The organism is Bacillus sp. FSL R5-0397 (assembly GCF_038593395.1).
GTDB lineage: Bacteria > Bacillota > Bacilli > Bacillales > Bacillaceae > Bacillus > Bacillus altitudinis.
Genome location: NZ_CP151992.1, coordinates 3,620,269 through 3,642,054 on the forward strand (window position 1 = coordinate 3,620,269; position 21,786 = coordinate 3,642,054).

Below are 21,786 nucleotides of genomic sequence, written 5' to 3' on the forward strand. Positions count from 1 at the left end.
AAAAGAAAAGTCTCATTTGACACACGCAAACGAGACTTTTCTCAAATACTATTTCTTTGGAAAAACCGTCGTAAAGGTCGTTCCTTCTTTTTCATTGCTTTCTACTTCAATAGAAGCATTGTGATATGACAGTACTTCTTGCACAATGGATAATCCAAGACCCATTCCCTCTTTATTTCGTGCCTGATCTACCCGGTAAAAGCGTTCAAATATTTTTTCTAATGTGTGTTGTTCTATGCCAATCCCCGTATCTCTAATCGTCACAACCGCTTCCGATTCATTTTCATTACAATGAATACTGATTTCCCCAAACTCTTTGTTGTACTTAATGGCATTGCCAATTAAATTCTCCCATACATTGATCAGCAAAGTTCGATCCGCATATACCGAAACAGGCTGTAGATCCAACTTAATTTCTAGACCTTTCTCTTCTATCCGCCATAGCATCGAATGGACCACTTGATGAAGCTGCTCATCTACTCTGACGATTTGTTTATTCGTTGGATATGTCCCTTGATCAATAGAGGTTAAAATGAGAAGTTGTTTCGTTAAGTTAGATAATCGCTTTGCTTCTGTTTGAATAATGTGGTTGTATTTTTTCCCTTCGCTTGATGAAATCTCCTCATTTAGTAATTCAGAATACCCTCGTATATTTAATAGTGGTGACTGAAAATCGTGCGAGACGTTATTCACAAATTTCTTCCTTGCTTGATCGGTATTCTCTAATTTCCGCTGCATCATCCGAAAACGATCAGCAAGCTGACCAATTTCATCTTTTCGATTGATCATTAATGGATACTGAAAATTATGGTTTGCCATCTCTTGCGTCGCACTAGTCAATTCTGAAAGAGATTGGGTTACCTTTCGAGACATGAATAAAATGCCAATGATACTGCTCACAAAAACGGCGAAGATAAATCCAAAAATAATCAAATCAAACTCTGTAAAGAAACTGATATTATTCGGGCGTAAAAATAAGCCCCATTCTTCCCCGTCAATTTCTATTTTTGTCCCCACCGTATTTTTTATATCATTTGCGAAATGACTCATGATTAAGTATGAATTTTTAAAGGATTTGATCCCGTTGTACGCTTTACCGCCTTCAAATAAGGCGTGCATTTGGTCATTCCATTTTTTCGTTTTAAATGGTTCGCCAAACATCTTCATCTCCCCATCTTCTTTAACCAAAGCGATTTGGTACCCTAGATCGCTCATGGTTTGCAAGAAATCAGAAGATGCCCGCAAGGTAATTTCATGTTCTTTGATTTGTTTAGATAACTGCTCGGCAATGGCTAAATATCGATCATTCATTTGCTCTTTGACAACATGATTGTAAATCAAGTTAGCACAAATAAATCCAATGAAGATACTAATCAAAACAATCAAACACGTATATAGCATAAAACGTTGTTGTAGTTTCATTCTTTTACCTCAAGTTGATAGCCGAAACCACGTATTGTGACAATTTCAATCGTCGCTTCCGCCCTTTTTAAACGTTCTCGTATGCGGTTAATATGCGTGTTTAATGTGAATTCGGGTTGATCTAACGTATCCCCCCAAATGTCATCAATTAAATCCCAGCGGCTTACATTACGGTTTGCCCGCTGCAGCAGATAATACAGAATTTCTAATTCCCGCATGGGCCAGATATATTGCTGATTCGCAATCGTTAATTCCCAACGGTTCGTATCAATTTGAACATTTCCCGCAGTCGTTATAGCTTCTATAGATTTACGATATCGTCGTAAAATCGCATTTACACGAAATAGCAGTTCTTTCGTTTCAAATGGTTTGACGATATAATCATCAATCCCTTGTTCAAATCCTTGTTGCTTATCTTCAATCTGCCCTTTCGCTGTCAGCATAATGACAGGCAGTTCATATTGTTTCGTCACAATGTTCGCCAGCTGAAAGCCATCCATCCCAGGCATCATCACATCAATAATCATGAGATCAAATGACTGTTGTTGCAAAAAAGCAAGCGCTGCCTCAGCATTGCTTGCTTTTGTCACTTGGTACCCCGCCTGCTCTAAATGGATGGACACTAATTGCAAAATGGCTTCATCATCATCCACAACCAATACATGCAATTATCCTTCCTCCTTTATTTCCTTAGCTTTGTCTTTTTCAAAGAATAATATGAGTGACGGCAGCAACATTCCTCGCACGAAAAATGTATCGATGATAATCCCAATAGCGACAATAAATCCAAAGATAAATAAATCCGTAATCGGCATGGTCATTAATGCGGCAAATGTTGCAGCAAGAATGATCCCCGCTGAAGAAATCACCCCGCCTGTATTTCGTATCGCTACTTCTAATGCAGCTTTGACGTGTAACGTTTGGCGTTCTTCTAAGAAACGGCTCACAAGGATGATGTTATAATCAATTCCTAATGCCACGAGAAAGATAAAGGCATACACAGGGGCGCGAGTTGAAATCGCATCATATCCAAATAACACATCGACTAAGAAAATACCTAAGCCTAATGCAGACACAAATGAGATTAAAATCGTCGCCATCATATAAATCGACATTTTCATGGAGCGTGTCAAAACGAGTAACAAGATCAGAATGAGTAATGTTTCCAGTAATACGATCTTTTTAATATCGGATTGATTCACTTGTTGCTCATCCACTAATTTAGCTGTTGTGCCAGCAAAAGATAACTGAACCTTTTGACCATCTGATAATCGATAGGTGGCTTGATCTGTACGGAAATCTCCTAAAAATTCAATGGCCTCTATACTGTATGGATTCACTTTTAATGATATCGTCATTTTGCCGTGCTCTCCATCTTTGGTTACCCCCGAAGGACGAGCCGATCCTATCTCTTCATTTTCTGAGAATTGGGCGGAGATTTCTTGTAAATGTTCCTGAGTTAGCTTTTGACCAGTCACAAGTACTGTTGTTTGGGCTAGATCACCTTTATTAAATTTTTCCTCGACGATTTCAAATGCGACACGAGAAGGTAAATCCTTCGGGAAATTTTTCACCGAGTTAAATTCATAATGTAAATTGAAAATATTCGCACCTGTCACAAGTAAAAATAGTAAGACCGCACCACCAATTAATCCTGGTTTTCGAACCACGAATTTGGCAAGAGGTCCCCAAATGCCATGTTTTGCTTCTTTTGCTTCACCATATGTCGGCACTTTCGGCCAAAATGCTTTGCGGCCAAATAATGCAAACAAGGCTGGAATCAGTGTGACAGAAGCCATCATAATGACCACCATCGCAGCACCAAAGATTGGCGCAAAGTTTTGATAATCACGGAAATCCGCCACAAATAAAATGATCATCGCCGCAAATACTGTACCGCCAGCAAATAAGACCGGTTTGGCTGTTGAACGCATCGCTACTTTCATCGCTTCAAATTGATTTTCATGATGTTGTAACTCCTCACGATAACGTGAGAAAACAAACAATGAATAATCAATCACAGCAGCAAATAACAAAATGCTCATAATCGAGGTGGTTGAGTTATTGATTTCAAGTCCACCCACACCAAGTAAAGCCACAACTTGATTCACCACTTGATAGACAATGACCGTTGCGAACAATGGAATGATCGCTAATAACGGCGAACGGTAAATGACGATCAATAAAACCAAAATGATTGCAACAGTAGCTAATAGCAGTTTCAAGTCGGCAGATTCAAACAGCTTCACCGTATCCCCCGCTATACCTGCTGGACCCGTAATATAAAAATCAGCATCTAGCCCTTTCGCTATGTTTGTACCGACATCCGTTGTCTCATCATTAATCTTTGCATAATCAGCATTGCCTAATCCCGCTTTCAAATTCATTGGCACAATCATGGTCGTTTCATCTTCTGATAAAAAAGCGGATAACGCTTGAGGAGGCAATGCGGACACATCGACAATATCTTCAATCCCCTCAATCTTTGCCTCTTTGATTCCTTGAATGATCGTTTTTACATCTTGAATAGCCAGCTTTCCATTAGGGTTATGGAACACATATAATCCCGGAGTCCCTTTATCATTTGGGAAATACTGATCTAACTTCTTTTGTGTCACGATGGACTGAGCATCACTAGGTAAAGATTGAAAATTACTCACTTTATAATCGCCCAGTTTAGGCCCAGCACTCAACCCGATCATGAAAACAAGCCAAATGATAACAGTCAGCCAAGCTCCTTTTTTTGTAGACATTTTATCAATAAATGATCTGAATACTTTCATTAATCGTTCTCCTCCTTTTCTCACCGGTTCGAGTATATCGCCTGTATATAAACTTGATATAAACTCAGGGAAAAGGACGAGCCATGAAAATAAAAAAAGCAGAGGTTTATCCCTCTGCTAATCCTTCATAACCATTTACAAAATATGCGATCGTCTCTAACTCATTTTCTTTTAGTTCTCTGTTCACATGTGTTTGATATTCACTCTTGATTTTCTCCTGATCTCCCCCATAAAGATCAGTGTATTTCGCCATCATTCGAAGCTTGTCTGTTTCCTGACGAAACTCCTCTTTTGTCCACGGTCTTTGGTGCGATGGAATATATGTCTCCGCATCAAAAGCATCTAACTCATCTAGAAGACGCAAAATTTCTTTTACCGTATAATGTACTTTTTCTGCATACATTTTCGGATAAATGCAATCACCAAGAAACAGGATTTTCTCTTCTTTCACATACACGATCACTGAATCAGCAGCATGATCGCCCCCAACATGCTGCACAACACAAGTGACCCCGCCAAGATCAATCTCCATCCGACGGTCAAATGTGACATCCGGTAAAACCACCTGAATCTCTCGATGATTCTTATATTCTTCTTTGATGGCCTTCGCGCAAAAATCAATCTCCGTTCCTTCCCTCACCCGCTCATCAATCGCCTCATCTGACCAAGAAAACGGAAGAAGCTTCTCCATTTCCTTTCTGGTTTTTGCAGAAGCAATTGAAATCGCACGAGACAACGCCGGCAGACCAAAAATATGATCCCAATGCCAATGCGTGAGGACTACCAGATCAGGTGTAGCGTTCTCTTGTTTTAAGGTCTTTTGGATAAAATAGTTCGCATGATCTTCCGAGTTACCAGCATCGATCATTAATGTTTTGTTATTGCCTACGACCATGCCTAGGATAGGGCGGTCGGTGAGTGATACTGGTGTGATGTAGGAGAAGGTGTTGCCTATTTTTTTGATTGTGTGCATGGTGTGCCTGCTTTCTAATATTCAGATTTTATTTTCGTAGTGCGAAGGTAAACCGAATCCTATTTCTTTAATAAGTATTTGGCTAACTTTCGATCTTCTTTATCCTTTGTCTTCACGGCAATATGTTCAATCAATTCTCTTGTGGCCGCTTGCTGCGAATACGAAGGAGACCATTCTTTTAATACACTTAAAGCATGATACTGTAAATTTCCATCATTTGATCTAAGTGCAGCTTGAATCAATGGTAATCCTACACCGTCGTGTTCATATAAATCTTGCACAATATATTGTAGACAAGCCACTTCATCATCTGAGAGGTTTGATAACGATAAATGTGTTTCTGCAAATGTACAAAGCTCTCTAATATGCTGGTGATGATTTGTGTCCATCACAGCAAAGTATATTTCACTATTTGTCGGATCTTTCTCAAGTAAAGCAAATAGATGCTCAATCACATCTAAACGATAAAAGAGAGCGATTTCAAGTGCTTGGGAGCTAAAACCCTGTTGTAACGAATCGGTTGCAAGCTTTGGCCATCTACTGTCATTGATAAACGGTTGAACAGCTTCCTGGATAGCCTTATAATCGTCCTGTTTCCATGAAGCATTCAATCGGTCTTCCCAAATCTCTTGTTCATCATTTAAAAACTCATTTATTTTCAATATTGGATAAAAGTCCTCAATTGTTTGGCAGTGCTTATGAGCATGGTGAATAAATCGGCAGAGAACTGAGCTTGCATATGAATACTCATCGATTCCGTAGATAGAAACCTCATCTTCTAATAATGCTTGAATGATGAGACTCGCTCCATCGTATAATTCTTTGGAAATTTCATCTTCTGATAAAGCGGTTTCTAAATCACCATTAAGAGCGCAAGTATAAGCTGAGTATTCATTCATGATTGTATTTTCGCAGCCCTTTGTTAGTAGCCATCGTTTTATTTCTGGCGTCGATGCTTCCAATTGCTCAACAGCCGAAATCTTCCCCCATCCATCGACGGACTTTGCAAGACGCCAAACATGTTCGTTTCCTTGAATTGTGCCATTCTTCAATGCAATCACGACATAAGAAGTAAATTCTTCATGCATACCTATTGTGAATAAGAGCTCTTTGTATTTTTCACAGTTCGTACATCCCAGTATCATAACTGCAAATTTGACGACCTCCCGATGTGCCGCATGTTCAAGAAGCCATAACGCTTCTTGCTGTACACCGGATTCATCCCATTGTGTTTGCTGAAATCGTTCGATTAACTCACTGTTGCGACTCGCCATATTGTTAGAAATGATTTTTTCATATGTTTTTTTTCTAGTTTCGTTTGTAGGATGATTCAGTTGTATTTCAAAAAGCTTCAATAGTTTCTTCACATAAAAAGGGGCAGGTCGTTCATCTACATAATAATCAGATAAACCGGGAGCCAATCGTGGTTCATTTTCGTCAAATAAATAATCTTCATCGGGTAAACGGTCGTCTACTATTTTATGATGTGATTGAATTTGTTGTTGAATAAAGGGAACAATTCTCTCTTTATGATCCCATGGTAGAAGGTCTATCTTCATTGATTCATCTAAAACCGTTTCATGATCTACTTTCACAATACAACGAAATCGTACATACCCACCAAGTTTAACGGACACTTTGTGTTTTGTACCATCTTGAAGCTCCAATATCCCTGACAATTTTGAATAAGGGATCATATGAGTCAATAAACTTTTTCGTTGTTTTTTATCAACTGTCACACCATCAATGATTAGTTGCTCTTCTTTTATTTGGTTTGTAATTTCTATAGAATGCCCTTTATATTCAATTTTCCATGTTTTATTTATTTCTTTTTCTACATCTTTTATTACGTTACGTATTTCATGTTTAAAGTCAGCTTTGAAACCCATGAAAGTCTCCTTTGAGTAATTGTAGATTGGATATGTCATTATATATAATACGATATTTATTAAGAAGAGTCTTCTTTTCTTCTTACATGAAAAAAGGTATGAGAAATGAATAATTCCCGTACCTTTTACTATTTAAAATTATTGATTAAATGTCGGCTCTTTTTGCTTTGCATCCTCAAAATACTGAGTAAACGAAGAAACACCTGAATAAGATATTGATAGGTACTCTTTAGCACGAGTCATTCCTATATACATTAAAGACACTTCTTTTTCTTGATCCTCTTCATACTTTAATGGCATCAGATCAGCTTTCACAATAAAAACTGAGTGGAAGTCAAGACCTTTACTACTATCGAGAGAACAAATTTTGACTGTCTCTTCCTCTGGATTGAACTTATGTTTGGTTGCACCATTTTCAGTTATCCAATTGTAAGGAATATTCTTTGTTTGAAATTCAGATTGAATCGCTGATATATAATGGTTATTATATCCCTTTATACGATATAAAATAGCCATTTCAGAGTAAGGTATGTTCTTTTCATTATGTTGATCCACTATTTGTTTAGTAATCTCTTCTATTTCTTCTTTAAAGGTATTACATCTTAAAAGTTCTACTTCTGGCCCTTTACGTTTCGTCTTTTTTGGAGGGATGATTTCGATTGTCTCTGTCTGTTCTTGTTTTAATTTAAGATCTAAAGCTCTATGGCTATCGTAAAATTTCCATCCAAAATCCACAATTTGTGACGTATTACGATAATTTATATTTAAGATTCTAGATCTACCTCTAAAATCAAGCCCCGTATCTTTCACATAGCTTCTACTTTTCCGATAGATATCTTGCGCTCTATCTTCTACTAAAAGTAAAGATTGCGTCTCTTGATCTAAGCATAAGCTGATGAGATGCAGCCAGCTCCCTTCAAAGTCCTGCCCTTCATCAATTAAAATGGCATCATACTTTACAGGAGTTAAAGCATCATTTTCTATTTTTTCAATGTAATCATCTATTTCAAGTTCTGAAATACCATGATCTTTTTTAATCCAGTGATGAAAATTTAATATTTGTATATTATTTAAATTTGGTGTTTTTCTATGATCGGATGTCAGAAAATCATCTGGTTCTGTAAATTTAGAATGAATCATTTGTTTAATATTTTGTTTCAAAGCTACATTGTAACAGAGTATTAATATCTTCCAATTCGGATGTTGTTCAGCTAACATTTTTGCTCGAGTCGCTAAGATTAAGGTTTTACCACTTCCTGCTACTCCTCTAATTAGCCGATGTTTATCACCAATCTGTTTAGCCAAGTTTTCTTGATGCAGATCCATCGTTTTGATGTTTCGAAAAGATAATAACAGTTTTTCTTGGTATGGGACTGGTTCAACATCTGCTCCAACGCGTATTTCTTTGTATAGATGATAACGAATCCTTTCTAATTCGTCAGATGATAGTGGCGTATTTAACTTGAAAGGCACATGAAACATATCAAACAATTTTTCTATTAAGATCTCAGGATCAAAATGGTCATTATCCGGATCAATCTGATCACGCGATAAAATAAAATGTGGATCAATAACCTCATATACTTTATTTTTTAAAAGTTGTTCTTCATGAAGCCGAGTGAAGACGACACCATAACCATAAGGAAACTTTAATTTAAACTGATATTTCCCTTCTGTATTGATTAAATCAATGTCTTTCTCAAGCATATCTTTTATTTTAAAAGCATACTCTCTTGATTGAACTAGGGGACTCTTCACTCTATGTAAATCACCAGAAGAATTTAAAATGCCCCAGGTATTATCGTTTAGCTCTCTTATTGTATTTTTGGTGTAATCTTTTACTTCCAAAACTAATACTCCTAGATCTGGACCGATTATCACAAAGTCTGGTCTAAACCCATTGATATTAGGCTCATAATGAACAATATAATCCTCGGGTAGATATTCCTTTAATGTTCGAAATAAAATTCGCTCTCCTGCAGTAGCAGTACTTTTAATAGTTTCTGGTAATGTAATTGCCATTTATACTAACACCCCTCTATTATCCTTATAACCCATATATCGGAATAATCTGGATTGTTTGAATGTAAATTATTACATTATATAGGATTATTTAAAGAATGGTGATCGTGATGTTCGTTAGAAAGATAGCTAAAAACTCAAAAAAGCTCTTAAATTAATAATTTAAGAGCTTTTTTGTTAAAATTTCGCTTTGTATCTGTATATATTTTTAGTGACTTTTATTTTTATTGAATTTGTGAATGATCGCTTTATATACAATATACACCAGATACATTACATAGCCTAAAACAAATGTAATTACTAAATCTTTAAATGCCAAGCTTGTCCCTTTTTGTGTAATGATACTCCATATTAGGGGTAGTATTTCTACAGTGAATGCCAATGCAGCTCCTAATATTGAAGGTAATATAATAAAAGTAATAATAAATGATTTAATTATCTTGTTCTCCTTTAAGAGTTTTTAAAATTATTTTCTATTAACTGTTCATTTAATTTGATTTTTTTAAATCCGTGACGTATCTAAGTGCGGTTTTAAGTATATTTAAAGCTATGAAATTAACACAAGTCACTCAAATTCATAGCTTCTAAAAAATAAATTTTAAATTAGACCTTTTCTTTTTAATTCCCTTATTGCTCTTAAATCTTCAGGGGTTGGGGTTGGTTGTTCTTCACTTTTACTTAGAAAATCGGGTTGATTTAATCCCCAATCATTAAATACATTTAATAGCTCGTCAGAAATTCGTATGTCTCTTTCTCGAATTTCATTCATTCCCCAGCCTTTATGTTCGCTAGATAAATTTAATAAGATTTGAACTTTAGACTTATTGTAGCTGTCTTGTTTCTTTTTAAAATATCCATTACTTGCAATGATATTAAGCTTTTTTTCAAAAGGTATTTTATTTCCCAAATGCTCCACAAGTTCTTTTATCTCTTCCTCAGAATTATTTGGAAAATAACTGGATTGCCATTTTCTAGGTAGTATATGCTCGATTTCCCATTTATCAGGAAGGAGTTCCTCCTGCTTTTGATAAGCTAGTATCTTTAAAATCATTCGAACAGTATTACGATGCGCAGTTTTAATCTTAATTTTTAGCTCTTGTTCATCCAACTTATTAAAATTAAATATAGGTGTAGGCGAATTAATAATTTCAGAGTTTAGATTTAAAATCCCTCGCTTGACTACATTAATAGTTGGCGTAACTATGTAACGCGCTGCCAAAACAGCAAGTAAATTTTTAAGAAACCGTAAAAAAAGGTTTTCGAAATTTGGTAAATTATAATAATTAAGATAATAAATAACTACTGGATACTTCCAAAATTCATTTGGATACGAAGATAACCCATCAAGTATTTGTTTAATCTCGATATTTTTAGACCAATTCTCATCTTCTATTTCCACACGATTGTTAACCACCCTCCATAAATTCAGCATTGAATTTAAGTTTGTAATAATATCAGTTTTATATAACTGTTCAAAATTATTTCTTGAATAATACTTTCTTAGACCTGGAGTTGTAGTATTTCGATCATTTTCTAAGGCTCTTAAATAGAACATATAATAATAGAATAGTTTTTGAATGCTTTCACCAGCATCTTTCGCTTCATCATCAAGTTGTTGCCATTGCTCAATGAAAACAGCTCTAATATCAACACTTAAATTATTATAGATTTTCGCTTTAAAAATATCAGCATCGGATAAAGCTAGTCCTCTATCGTTAAGAGTTGAAAAGATCGTTAAAGCTGTATCTTGGGAATCAGCTGTGATTGGTAATAAGATTGCCTTGTTTAAAACATTCCTAATAAACCAAAAAAATAACTCCGGTTCATTTGAAGCATAATTCTCAATTAACTCTGTAAATAATTTATAGTTAAGTGAATAGTTATCTTTTGCAGTTTCTTTAGTAGTCCCGTTAACAAGAATCTGACCAAAAATTTTGTTTCCCTCATCACTTATAACTCTAGATTCAATTAGAGCTTTTTCAAAGTTAACCTCAGCTGTTAATTCATCTTGTTCCCACAATGCTGATTCTATTTGTGCTTTAAAGTTTGCTACTTCCTTTGTTTCTTTCATTGAATTAAGTTTGAAGTAAAGCGCTCGTAACAATAAGAATAAAGACGTGATTCGCTGCTGACCGTCTATAATTTCTTGTTCACCACTATCATTTTCATAAGAAACAATCGTTCCTAGAAAATAAGTGCTTCCATTATCATTTTCTGTATACTCTGTTAAGTCTTCAAAAAGCGTTTGAATCTGTTCGTCAGTCCATGCATACGGACGTTGATATTCAGGAATAATAAATTTATTTACTTTTCCTGTTTCTAATAGTTGCTTTACACTCTGTTTATTTACTTCTATAGATGTAGCCATTATTTATTCTCCTTTCTTTTAATACATTTACTTTATACTACCGATTAATAATTAGAATTATTAATTTTTTACTAGTATGCTATCTTGTAAATCAATATGGATAATGTGCTGGAGATACAAGTTCTGAAAAGGTATTGGTCAGAAAGCTTTCTCTTTCTATCTTTACACCAGATATTTTTAATGCTTGTTCAAGTGCGATATCCATATCTATTTAATATTTTATTTTTTCAAGTTGTGTCTCCTATTATTTAATTTTCCATTACCTAATTTCAATAAAACTTCATTCAATCGAATAATATTTTAACAGAAATTGTTAGTCTCTACGCGATTTCACAAAATAGGTTCATTATCATTCATATTCTTCTACTCACTATTGTTTAAATAAGTTATGGAATTAGACATAAAAAATTAACAGTAAGAATAAACCTAGCGATTTTAAAAAGAAAAAATATTGGTTATTGAAAAATTCAATGATTTTCCTATGATGCATCAACAAAAGATAAAACAGAGAAGACAGCGAATGGAAAGTTTAATGTATCATTATCAGATACTCATAAGATTTAAGTTTACAATGTCTAGCAAAGACATCTTTTATAGAACATTAAGCTGAACCTTTTACATCAAGATACTATTAATTATGGTAGGAATGATTAAAAAAACCTCATCTACTTATGATAAGGCTCCCCCCGCACAATCCGAAACGCCCGATAAATCTGCTCCACCAACACCAGCCTCATCAACTGATGCGGGAACGTCATCCTCGAAAACGACAGCTTCTCATTCGCCCGCTGCATCACAGCATCGCTTAATCCAAGTGATCCCCCTATAACAAAACACACCTTACTTTTTCCGTATGTTGCCAGCTTATCTATTGTATCGGCTAATTCTTCGGAAGTTTTCATTTTTCCTTCGATGGCGAGGGCGATGACGTGGGCGTCTGGGTTGATTTTGCTTAGGATGCGTTCGCCTTCTTTGTCTTTGATGATTTTCATGTCTTGCTCGCTGAGATTCTCGGGTGCTTTTTCGTCTGCGAGCTCAATGATCTCGATTTTTGCGTATGCCTGTAATCGTTTTGTGTATTCGGCTATGCCTTGCTTTAAATATTTCTCTTTTAGTTTTCCTACTGTGATAATTGATATATTCACAGGTCATCCCCACCTTAAGAACAAGTTATTCATATAAGTTATCAACAATTGTGGATAAAATTTGTGTATTTTGTGTCCGATCATTCGTTCCCCACTATATATATTGCAGGTTCATCGCACAATTCACAGGTTGTGGATAAGCTGTGTGTATGTTCGATTTTTCTGAATTCTGGCGGTGTTTCGTGATCATCTATGTACATGTCTAGTACGGTTTCTATATGTTCTGCACAAGCATAAAGTGATTTGTTCATAAGTTTCTAATTCCTCCAATATGTTGTTTGGTTATTCACATGTGTTTCGCTCATTGTTCAATATAACCGATTTATTCACATGTTAATAGTCTTTTACCATTTTCCACACCTTTTATCCACAAACCAAATAAAAAAGCCTCCACTCCTGTGAAGGCTTCCTTCTATCAAAACGGATTGTAAAATCTCGTTCCTCTAACAAATGTAATTACTAGCGACACAATCAGTACCGCTCCAACAAAGATTAACGCCGCATAATCTGCTTTTTGAAAGTCTTTCGCCGTAAACCATGTGCGCTTTTTATGCTTTCCAAACCCGCGCAATTCCATCGCATTGCTGATCGTTTCAATCCGCTCTAGGCTGGAGAAAATCAACGGCATCACAATCGACAGCGCATTTTTAATCCGTTTTCCCAGTTTTTCATTCTTCGATAAATCAATGCCTCTTGCTTGCTGAGAAATGGCAATCGTTCGAAAATCACGCTGAATATCTGGGATGTAGCGCAGAGCAATCGCTACCGCATACGAAATCCGGTAGCTGACCCCGATTCTGCTGAGCGATGAGGCGAATTCACTTGGATTTGTTGTCACGATAAATAAAAGCGCCGCTGGCATCACGGTCACGTATTTCAGTGTAATGTTCAATTGATAGAAAAGCTGTTCAAGTGTGACATTGTACCAGCCTGCAATGTGAAAGAGCTCATGCTTCGCTCCATAGATGGCGACACCTTGCTGAGGTGCAAAGACGTAAATGGCGATGTTATTGATGACAAGAAAAATCGCCAAGACAATCACTACGAAAGAGATATCACGAAATCGTACGTTTGATAGCTGAAAGAACACGATACTGGCAACTAGCATAAACACTAATACGCCTGTATCATATGTGAGCATCGCTGCGGATGACCAGAGGATAAAGCAAATGAGTTTGGTTGCCCCTGTCAGCCGGTGAATTGGCGATGGGCGATCGATATAAGACAGCATGTCTACAGCCATGTCATTCGTTCCTTTCTGTCAACCTCAATGAAGCGATCCACGAGTTCATTTGGATTTGGCCAGTCTGCTTTTAGCGCCAGTTCATAGAGCGACGTTTCTTTTAAGCTCGCCTTTTGGACTAGCAGCTGATCTGTCAGCACTTTGGCTGGTGTATCATCTGCGATTTTTTCTCCATCTGAAATGACAATGGTTCTTGTCGTGTATTCGAGCATGAGATGCATATCATGGGTGATCATCAAAATCGTGACGCCCTGCTGATTTAATTGCTCTAAAAACGTCATCATCTCTGTGTAATGTCTAAAATCTTGACCGGCCGTTGGCTCATCTAAAATGATGATTTCTGGCTCTAACACAAGAATGGATGCAATGGTGACGCGTTTTTTCTGTCCAAAACTGAGTGCTGAGATCGGCCAATTTCGAAATGGATACAGCCCGCACACTTTCAGGACTCGCTCTACACGATCCTTGATGTCGTCTTCCTGTACGCCTCTTAAAACGAGACCGAGTGCGACTTCATCAAAAATCATTTGTTTCGAAATCATTTGATTTGGGTTTTGCATGACGACACCGATTCGTTCGGAGCGCTGTTTGATGGTGTCTCCTGTGATGTCATCGCCATTTAAAAGGATTGTCCCTTTTGTTGGCTTTTCAAATGCGCAGAGCACCTTGGATAGTGTCGTCTTGCCTGCGCCATTGGCACCGGCGATGCTGATCATTTCTCCTTTTTTGACGGTAAAAGAGATGTTGCTCAGCGTGTTTGGTCTTGTCGGATAATCAAAGCTCAGCTCACGCACTTCTAGTAAATCCGGTGCTTCATTCTGCTCGACTGATGGCTCAGATGCTTCCATCCATTGCTCGATTTTCTCTTTTGCCTCGTCATTTAAGGTGAGATGCTGTAAATTAGCGATCTGATCTCCTGCTGCAATCGGAATGCCTGCATATTTCATCGCTCTCACATATAAAGGCTCACGTAAATATGCCGCTTCTAATACATTTGAGGCGAGCAATTCATCTGGTGTCATATCCGCTGCAATCGTGCCGTCATTGACAACGATGATGCGGTGGACATGGCGGAAGAGGACGTCTTCCAATCGATGTTCCACCATCACGACCGTTTTTTTCGTTTCTTTTTGCAGACGGTCAATGAGATCGATCACTTCTTTACCTGTTGCGGGATCAAGGCTTGCCAGTGGTTCATCAAACAGCAAAATGTCGACATCGTTGACAAGTACGCCTGCGATGGCGACACGTTGTTTTTGACCGCCTGACAGCTCATGCACGGATGATGCCAGTTTGCCGTCTACCTCTGTTAATTTTGCCGCTTTCTCGACACGTGTTTTCATTTCTTCGCGTGTGACTTGATCATTTTCTAGTGTGAACGCGATATCTTCTCCAACGGTCAGCCCGATAAATTGTCCATCAGGATCTTGCAGCACCGTTCCGACGAGCTGTGAAAGAGAGAAAATGTTCTCTTTCTCTGCATTTTTCCCGCCGATGTGAAGACTTCCTTCCATAGAACCTTTATAAGACGCAGGAACTAGCCCATTGATACAATGGGCTAGTGTGCTTTTTCCCGATCCAGACGGGCCTGCGATGAGGACTTTTTCTCCTTCATAGATGGTCAGGTTGATATCTTTCAATGTTGGTTCTGCCTGACTGCGATACTTGAATCCGAAATGTTCGAATTGAATCATCGGTTTCTTCATTTATGTGTTCCACCTTGCTTCATGATGTTTCTTTCGATAGACTGCCGCTTTTGCTTCTTGTTTTCGCATAAGCCGCAATGATGATGGTGCCTAGTACACCGACTGTGATGATGTTTGAGATTCCTGCTACGATGCCTTGAACAAACACTTTATTTGCAGGTTCTGCATAGATCACAATGTCGAGTACCGGCGCAATGACAAACCAGCCTAATGCTTGTGCGCCGGCTTGGACGGCGTTGAAGAGCGTGATTTTTTTCCAGCCAAAGTCGCCCTCTTCTACTTTTAAACGGTTCGAAATGAGGCCGATCAATAAACCAACAACACCCGAAACGATAATCCAGCTCCACCAAGGTCCAAATGTGGTGGCATCTTTAATGAGATGACCAATAAATCCAATCAATGCGCCTGCAATAGGACCAAATAGCACGGCCATTAACGCAAGGAACGCGTACGATGTTTCAATTTGTGTATTCGGAATCCCAGTTGGAATGGAGACGAAGCGTCCTAAAATGACAAAGACGGCTGCGCCAATTCCGATGGCAACGACAGTTTTCGTTGAAAGTTGTTTACCTGCCATGATGTTTCCTCCTCTTATTCATATATAATGCGCGGAGCTTTGCGAATCGAAAGGCGCCAGCCTGTGCCTGTACCGATGTTATAAGCCTTTGCAAATGACCCTTGATTGATCGCCACGCCTAAATGATCGAGTGAATTGACATATACGAGTGGTTCGCCTACCTTTAAATCGGCAAAAGATCGTCCATAGGTCATGATATTTTTATACACATTTTTTGGCCCGTTGGCAATGGTAACTTCTATTGCATCCCCATAATTGATTGAAAGCTGTTCAAATAACGTATGATGAATGTTTGTCCATAGGTTTCCGAACCGCACATCTAAAATATCAATCGTCCCTGTGATCACTTCTTCTTCCGCATAAGCTTGTACGACTGGAAGGTGAATAATGTCCTCTATATTCGCCTTTGGCCCGACCTCTTCAAAAGAAATCACACCTGAAGCAATTCTCGCGCCTGTATAGGCGTAAATGTCTCTACCATGGAATGTATGTGATTTTCCTGACTTCGGCAGACGGTTGATGGTTTCATCTAAATACCGAGCCTCCACGATGCCAATATCCTGTGCGACATGCGTAAGTGTCCCATTATCAGGTGTGATGATGTAGTGTGAGCTTGTTGTTTTGACGACAAGGCTCTTTCGCTCTGATCCAACGCCTGGATCAACAACGGAGACAAATACCGTTTCTTCCGGCCAATATGTAACCGTCTGAAGCAAGCGATAAGAAGCTTCCCAAATGTCATATTGGGGAATGTTGTGAGTTAAATCAAAAATGCGGATGCCGCTGCTCACTGTATTGGCTACGCCGTACATTGCGCTGACCGCTCCATCATCAATACCGAAATCTGATTGTAAAACCAATGCATGTTCACTCATGTTAATCTCCCTTTCATTTGAAAAAATGGTTGTGGTGTTTCACGTGGAACATTTGAACATTTGTATGAAAAAAAAGTGGACAATAAAAAATACCCCATCCTTATCTATGAATCATAAGGACGAGGTATTTGTCTCGTGGTACCACCTTTATTTACTGTTTGCTCGCGCTAAACAGCCTCTACAAGTACAAAGCTCCAATTTGGCTCATATACTGTGGTTTTGATAACGAGTACCAACTCTCGTCGTCACCTACTAATATCATGGATATGTTCAGCACGAGGCTCAGAGACCATTTTTCGAATCATTATTTTTGCTTCTTTTCAGCTGCCGAAGCTCTCTGTGGAAAAATTGATGATTGTACTTTCTCTCGTCATTGCCTGTTTAACTATCTTGAATTAAAGCTATCATACATGATGTTTTTTGATAAATCAAGATATTTTTCTGAACATTTTTAAAAATGAGTTAACTGTTCTGGAAGAGTCTTCTTTTTTATAAAATTTAAGCAAATGTTAAAGAGCGAGATATGGTGTCTTTCTTTTCTAGCGGTATAATAAAGATGAAGGGAGGTACAGTGTGTGTGGACCATCTGTATGAATGAATTTAAGCAGCTCTTCAAAAGCACAAAATCCATCTTAACTATTGTTATTATTTTCATTTTATCTACTTTTGTATCAAGTCTTCCATTTATAGCTGCTTATCAAGGAAAGTGGGAACAGGCAAAGGACCCCTATTCCATTGGGAATGAACTAGTGATTTCTTTATTTGGTTTCTTCCTTATTTTTTTATTATCTCATGATATTTTGAGCCGTGAAATTCATTTGAAAACCATTCGTTTTCTCGTCAGCAAAACGACCCGTTTAAACATTGTCATCGGGAAATATCTTGGGCTGATGCTGTTTTGGCTCAGTTGCATTATGACCACATATATATTAAATATGGTGATTTCACATCGTTTTCTGTTCTCTGATGCCTTAAAAATATTAACGTTTATCAGTGTCGGCATATCCTGTGCTTTGTTTTTGTCCATGCTCTTTCCAACACCACAGAAATCGATGTTTGTTGGCATGTTGTTTTCCTTTCTATTTCCAATCATGAGCATGATGTCTGTTCTTTCTTCAGAACGGTTGATTCACTGGTTCCAATACGTGACGCCTTATTATTATGCGCGCTGGAGTGAACCGCTGACCTATGTGCTGATGAATGCCGCATTGACTGTTGTCTTACTCGTTGGAACTGCACTACTGTTTCAGAGGAGGGATGTCTAAGTGCTTCACACAAAAGGGCTGACAAAAAAATATCGGACAAAAGTCGCAATTGATCATATTGATCTTGATATCCATCAAGGGGATATCTTCGGCCTCATTGGACCAAAGGGTGCTGGTAAGACAACCTTCTTTAATATCATTACAGGGATCTCCCGCCCCACCTCTGGCACATTTATCATGATGAACATGACGTCGTTAAAAAAAGTACGGCATCATATCGGTGTGCTGCCTGAATATACAGATTTATATGAAGGGCTGACTGCTATTGAGCATATTGCCTATTTATCGAAAATTACGGGTACTCGCCAGAAAACGAGCTATTATGAAGAATTACTCGAATTTGTTGGCTTACATCGTTATCATCAAGAGAAAGTCGGTGCCTTTACACCTGGGATGAAGAAGCGGCTCGGAATGGCTCAGGCCATCGCTCATCAGCCTGACTTTATTTTACTTGATGAGCCTTTTGCGGATATTGATGCAGATTCTATCTTACATATCCAGCGGGTGATTGAATCGTTAAAATTTGAAGGGAAAACTGTCTTTTTAACAGCAGACGAGCCAAGGTTCACCCAGCCTATTTGTACCAAAACAGCTTTCATATCTGAAGGAAAAATCGTGTCCTCAAGTACTCATCCTCAAGAGAAAACCATCACGTCCTCAACCATTCGTGCCACCTTCAAGCATGCATGGATTGATGATGAGGTGAAGCCTGTTCTCACGCAGTACTTACAAAGTGTGGGAACAGACCTTGTGATCAGAGATGACGAGACCTCATTGTTGATTCGTTCAGAAGCTCAAGTCCCAGCCATCATCCGTGCGTTTGTGAAATGCAAAGTCGACCTATACCGAGTCACGGCGCAAGATGCCATGATGTCCACATAAAAAAGTACCGTACGCTCACTGCACGGTACTTCTCTTTTTTTATAAAGGCTTGCTCATGTAAATCCCAGTCTCAGCAAATCCCGTTTTCTCATAAAGTGAGCGGGCGATTTGATTATGGGCAAAGACATGCAGCGATAGTTTCTTCACACCTAATGACTTTGCCTGCTCTTCTAATGCCGTCATGGCCTGTTTTGCCAATCCTTTTCCTCGATACGCTTCAAACAAAATAAAATTATAAATAAATCCTTCATGCTGGGGATGATCTGGATCATAGCAAAGCCATACCCATCCAATGGCTTCTTCTCCATGTAAGATGTTCCACAACTCATGATCTTCTGTCTGAAGTCCTTCAGGAAGCAGCCGGTCAAATTGTTCCTCTGCGTTCTTTTGCGCTTCTTCCTGATTCCATGTCCCTGCGTGTACCTTTTCTTCTGCGTACCGCTTAATGGCCTTCTCTATCAAGACGTCATAATCTGTTTGCGACATTGGTAGTAATGTGACCAATCGTATCTCCCCCTTTTCTTTATCATATGCCGGGCATGTAAAAAAAGCCAGTCCCTTATAGGAACTGGCTAGCCACCGAACTGATCGGTTTGGGAGAGTTTGATCTCGACTGATTTTTTCTTTCCGCTTCGGTAAAATTGCACCTTTACCTTGTCGCCTACTTTCTTTTGATAAAGATATTTACGCAGATCGACGATGTTTTGTACTTCCTTGCCGTCAAACGACGTCACGACATCCAGCTCTTTTAACCCTGCTTTCCCTGCTGGAGACAAAGGCTCGACACTCATCACGACGACTCCGGTTGTGACCTTTGATGGCAGTTTTAACGTTTCCTGCCAATGATAGCTCGCAATATCTGCTAGTGATTTCATCCCAACACCAAGGTACGGACGCTTCACCTCTCCATAGCGCTCTAAATCCTCTATGACAGGGATCACCAGGTTCGCAGGAATAGACAGCCCAATCCCTTCCACCTCTGACTCAGCAATCTTCATTGAATTGATGCCGATCACTTTCCCGTCCATATTAATCAAGGCTCCGCCGCTGTTCCCAGGATTAATGGCGGCATCCGTTTGCAAAACTTCCGCATTCCAATCCGTCTGTCCATCACCATTAGAATCAACAGGGATCGCACGCTCCGTTCCAGAAATCACACCTTGTGTGACGGAGCCAGCAAATTCAAGGCCTAATGGATTTCCAATGGCGATGACAGGCTCACCTGGTTTGACATGGTCTGAATTGCCGAAGGCGGCGGTTTTCTTGATCTTATCACTTTTGACCGTGAGTACCGCTAAATCCATAAGCTGATCACTGCCGACAAGATTTGCCCCGATCCTTGTCCCGTCCTGAAGGCTCACTTCAAGCTGGTTTGCGCCTTTGATGACATGATGGTTGGTCACAATATAAAAGGTGTCACCCTTTTTTTTATAAATCACACCTGACCCGCTGCCTGCTTCACCGCCTTCTTCCCAAAAGCTCGACTTTTGAATGTTAATGACGCCGACAACCGTATCCGACATACTCGATACCACTTTTGTGACCGCATCATTCACGTTCACATTGACGGTCTTTAAAGGGCCATCTGATGCCTGCTGATCTCCAGCTGATTGCCAGCCAAAGGGGCTGCCGCTTTGTCCAGACACATAGGGGAAAAAGAATCCCATTAAAAAAGCTCCTACCAATACACCGATCAGACCAGATAGGAAATATCCTTTTCTGCTTCGTCTCGGCTTCCACTCTACATCGCGATAATCCACTATGTTTCCTTCCTTTCAGTGAATAGATGATGTATATAGTGTTGGTAAGAAGCTCTTATCTTAATCATACGATTGTAAAAATCATACGGCGCAAAGCGGGGTTGCTTTTTTCGGGTCCGTATCATATAAATCAAAGCCGTCCCCTACAACAAAGCCCTTCATTTCAAGCGTCTGCTGGACCGCCATACGGGCTAAGTCCTTCATGTTGTTGTCTTGACTCAAGTGGGCCAAATAAATGCGTGAGGTGGCGTCTCCAATCACGTCTGTCATAGCAAGAGCTGCATCTTCATTGGATACGTGTCCGACATCGCTCAAAATTCTGCGTTTAATACTCCATGGGTAGCGCCCCATTTGCAGCATGCCGACATCATGGTTGCTCTCAAATACGAACGTATTGGCTGATTTAATAATCCCTTTCATCCGGTCACTCACATAGCCTGTATCCGTCATAAGGGCAAGTTTACGCCCGCCATAATGGAATACGTAAAACATGGGCTCTGCCGCATCATGTGATACGCCAAATGATTCAACATCGAGACCGCCGAATGATTGAACCGTCTCCATATCAAAGTGGAATTTCTGCTCCGTATCCACTTTCCCAATATGTGACTCCATCGCCTTCCATGTTTTTGCATTTGCATAGACAGGAAGCTTGTACTTTCTTGCCATCACACCGAGTCCTTTAATATGATCTGAGTGCTCGTGTGTGACAAAAATTCCGTCCAAGTCTTCCGGCTTGCGATCGATTTGACCAAGCAGCTCCACCATCTGTTTGCCGCTTAAGCCTGCATCTACTAAAAAAGCATGCTCATCGGTTTCTAAATAAAAAGCGTTCCCCGTACTTCCGCTCGCTAGTACACTGAACTGCAAGCTCAT

At 38.9% G+C, this 21,786-nt stretch carries 18 protein-coding genes and 1 other annotated feature; of the genes, 2 read left to right on the forward strand and 16 right to left on the reverse strand.

Translation table 11 applies throughout. The annotated features are described in order from the left end of the window. Window positions 1-48: 48 nt before the first annotated feature. From NSQ70_RS18560 to NSQ70_RS18620, 13 genes are all read right to left on the reverse strand, one after another. Window positions 49-1,422 (reverse strand): ATP-binding protein, encoded by a 1,374-nt coding sequence (locus NSQ70_RS18560; RefSeq protein WP_342502351.1) that lies wholly within the window; start codon window positions 1,420-1,422, stop codon window positions 49-51. Beyond that, window positions 1,419-2,090 carry a response regulator transcription factor gene (locus NSQ70_RS18565; protein WP_039164830.1) on the reverse strand — a complete coding sequence of 224 codons (672 nt, stop codon included), beginning with the start codon at window positions 2,088-2,090 and terminating at the stop codon, window positions 1,419-1,421. The genes NSQ70_RS18560 and NSQ70_RS18565 overlap by 4 nt, the downstream gene beginning before the upstream one ends. Then, window positions 2,091-4,205 (reverse strand): MMPL family transporter, encoded by a 2,115-nt coding sequence (locus tag NSQ70_RS18570; RefSeq protein WP_342502352.1) that lies wholly within the window; start codon window positions 4,203-4,205, stop codon window positions 2,091-2,093. Window positions 4,206-4,311: 106 nt separating this feature from the next. After that, on the reverse strand, window positions 4,312-5,178 hold the full coding sequence (locus NSQ70_RS18575) for an MBL fold metallo-hydrolase (RefSeq protein WP_047947092.1): 867 nt from the start codon (window positions 5,176-5,178) through the stop codon (window positions 4,312-4,314). Between the two features lie 59 nt (window positions 5,179-5,237). After that, window positions 5,238-7,067, reverse strand: a complete 1,830-nt coding sequence (locus NSQ70_RS18580) for a hypothetical protein (RefSeq protein WP_047947091.1) — start codon at window positions 7,065-7,067, stop codon at window positions 5,238-5,240. Between the two features lie 138 nt (window positions 7,068-7,205). After that, window positions 7,206-9,089, reverse strand: a complete 1,884-nt coding sequence (locus NSQ70_RS18585; RefSeq protein WP_144668273.1) for a nuclease-related domain-containing DEAD/DEAH box helicase — start codon at window positions 9,087-9,089, stop codon at window positions 7,206-7,208. A gap of 598 nt (window positions 9,090-9,687) precedes the next feature. Next, window positions 9,688-11,457 carry a DUF262 domain-containing HNH endonuclease family protein gene (locus tag NSQ70_RS18590; protein ID WP_342502353.1) on the reverse strand — a complete coding sequence of 590 codons (1,770 nt, stop codon included), beginning with the start codon at window positions 11,455-11,457 and terminating at the stop codon, window positions 9,688-9,690. 665 nt (window positions 11,458-12,122) lie between these two features. Then, complete coding sequence (rlmH, locus tag NSQ70_RS18595) at window positions 12,123-12,602, reverse strand: 23S rRNA (pseudouridine(1915)-N(3))-methyltransferase RlmH (RefSeq protein WP_017359968.1); 480 nt, start codon at window positions 12,600-12,602, stop codon at window positions 12,123-12,125. A gap of 80 nt (window positions 12,603-12,682) precedes the next feature. Next, entirely contained in the window at window positions 12,683-12,853 is a 171-nt protein-coding gene (locus NSQ70_RS18600) for a CxxH/CxxC protein (RefSeq protein WP_008360116.1), read from the reverse strand. 164 nt (window positions 12,854-13,017) lie between these two features. After that, on the reverse strand, window positions 13,018-13,845 hold the full coding sequence (locus tag NSQ70_RS18605) for an energy-coupling factor transporter transmembrane component T (RefSeq protein WP_024718473.1): 828 nt from the start codon (window positions 13,843-13,845) through the stop codon (window positions 13,018-13,020). Continuing rightward, window positions 13,836-15,551 (reverse strand): ABC transporter ATP-binding protein, encoded by a 1,716-nt coding sequence (locus NSQ70_RS18610; RefSeq protein ID WP_342502354.1) that lies wholly within the window; start codon window positions 15,549-15,551, stop codon window positions 13,836-13,838. The genes NSQ70_RS18605 and NSQ70_RS18610 overlap by 10 nt, the downstream gene beginning before the upstream one ends. A 19-nt stretch (window positions 15,552-15,570) precedes the next feature. After that, window positions 15,571-16,128 carry an ECF-type riboflavin transporter substrate-binding protein gene (locus NSQ70_RS18615; RefSeq protein ID WP_024718471.1) on the reverse strand — a complete coding sequence of 186 codons (558 nt, stop codon included), beginning with the start codon at window positions 16,126-16,128 and terminating at the stop codon, window positions 15,571-15,573. A 14-nt stretch (window positions 16,129-16,142) separates the two neighbouring features. Continuing rightward, window positions 16,143-17,003, reverse strand: a complete 861-nt coding sequence (locus NSQ70_RS18620) for an S-adenosyl-l-methionine hydroxide adenosyltransferase family protein (RefSeq protein WP_007497378.1) — start codon at window positions 17,001-17,003, stop codon at window positions 16,143-16,145. Between the two features lie 112 nt (window positions 17,004-17,115). Beyond that, window positions 17,116-17,386: a binding site (T-box leader), on the reverse strand. A 192-nt stretch (window positions 17,387-17,578) separates the two neighbouring features. Here NSQ70_RS18620 and NSQ70_RS18625 point away from each other — a divergent pair. Both NSQ70_RS18625 and NSQ70_RS18630 read left to right on the forward strand, forming a co-directional pair. Beyond that, entirely contained in the window at window positions 17,579-18,268 is a 690-nt protein-coding gene (locus NSQ70_RS18625; RefSeq protein ID WP_008347476.1) for an ABC transporter permease subunit, read from the forward strand. Beyond that, window positions 18,269-19,150 (forward strand): ABC transporter ATP-binding protein, encoded by an 882-nt coding sequence (locus tag NSQ70_RS18630; protein WP_008347478.1) that lies wholly within the window; start codon window positions 18,269-18,271, stop codon window positions 19,148-19,150. A 39-nt stretch (window positions 19,151-19,189) separates the two neighbouring features. Here the strand turns inward: NSQ70_RS18630 and NSQ70_RS18635 are convergent, their stop codons facing one another. From NSQ70_RS18635 to NSQ70_RS18645, 3 genes are all read right to left on the reverse strand, one after another. After that, window positions 19,190-19,654, reverse strand: a complete 465-nt coding sequence (locus tag NSQ70_RS18635; protein WP_017368440.1) for a GNAT family N-acetyltransferase — start codon at window positions 19,652-19,654, stop codon at window positions 19,190-19,192. A 68-nt stretch (window positions 19,655-19,722) separates the two neighbouring features. Beyond that, a complete protein-coding gene (locus NSQ70_RS18640) occupies window positions 19,723-20,910 on the reverse strand; it encodes a S1C family serine protease (protein ID WP_035704177.1) in 1,188 nt (395 codons plus the stop codon). Window positions 20,911-20,991: 81 nt separating this feature from the next. Further along, on the reverse strand, window positions 20,992-21,786 hold the full coding sequence (locus NSQ70_RS18645; protein ID WP_007497388.1) for an MBL fold metallo-hydrolase: 795 nt from the start codon (window positions 21,784-21,786) through the stop codon (window positions 20,992-20,994).

Bases quoted from the DNA above. Each gene is read 5' to 3' on its own strand.
- NSQ70_RS18560 (WP_342502351.1), bottom strand. From the start codon at position 1,422: ATGAAACTACAACAACGTTTTATGCTATATACGTGTTTGATTGTTTTG.
- NSQ70_RS18570 (WP_342502352.1), bottom strand. From the start codon at position 4,205: ATGAAAGTATTCAGATCATTTATTGATAAAATGTCTACAAAAAAAGGA.
- NSQ70_RS18575 (WP_047947092.1), bottom strand. From the start codon at position 5,178: ATGCACACAATCAAAAAAATAGGCAACACCTTCTCCTACATCACACCA.
- NSQ70_RS18580 (WP_047947091.1), bottom strand. From the start codon at position 7,067: ATGGGTTTCAAAGCTGACTTTAAACATGAAATACGTAACGTAATAAAA.
- NSQ70_RS18585 (WP_144668273.1), bottom strand. From the start codon at position 9,089: ATGGCAATTACATTACCAGAAACTATTAAAAGTACTGCTACTGCAGGA.
- NSQ70_RS18590 (WP_342502353.1), bottom strand. From the start codon at position 11,457: ATGGCTACATCTATAGAAGTAAATAAACAGAGTGTAAAGCAACTATTA.
- NSQ70_RS18600 (WP_008360116.1), bottom strand. From the start codon at position 12,853: ATGAACAAATCACTTTATGCTTGTGCAGAACATATAGAAACCGTACTA.
- NSQ70_RS18605 (WP_024718473.1), bottom strand. From the start codon at position 13,845: ATGGCTGTAGACATGCTGTCTTATATCGATCGCCCATCGCCAATTCAC.
- NSQ70_RS18610 (WP_342502354.1), bottom strand. From the start codon at position 15,551: ATGAAGAAACCGATGATTCAATTCGAACATTTCGGATTCAAGTATCGC.
- NSQ70_RS18615 (WP_024718471.1), bottom strand. From the start codon at position 16,128: ATGGCAGGTAAACAACTTTCAACGAAAACTGTCGTTGCCATCGGAATT.
- NSQ70_RS18620 (WP_007497378.1), bottom strand. From the start codon at position 17,003: ATGAGTGAACATGCATTGGTTTTACAATCAGATTTCGGTATTGATGAT.
- NSQ70_RS18645 (WP_007497388.1), bottom strand. From the start codon at position 21,786: ATGAGCTTGCAGTTCAGTGTACTAGCGAGCGGAAGTACGGGGAACGCT.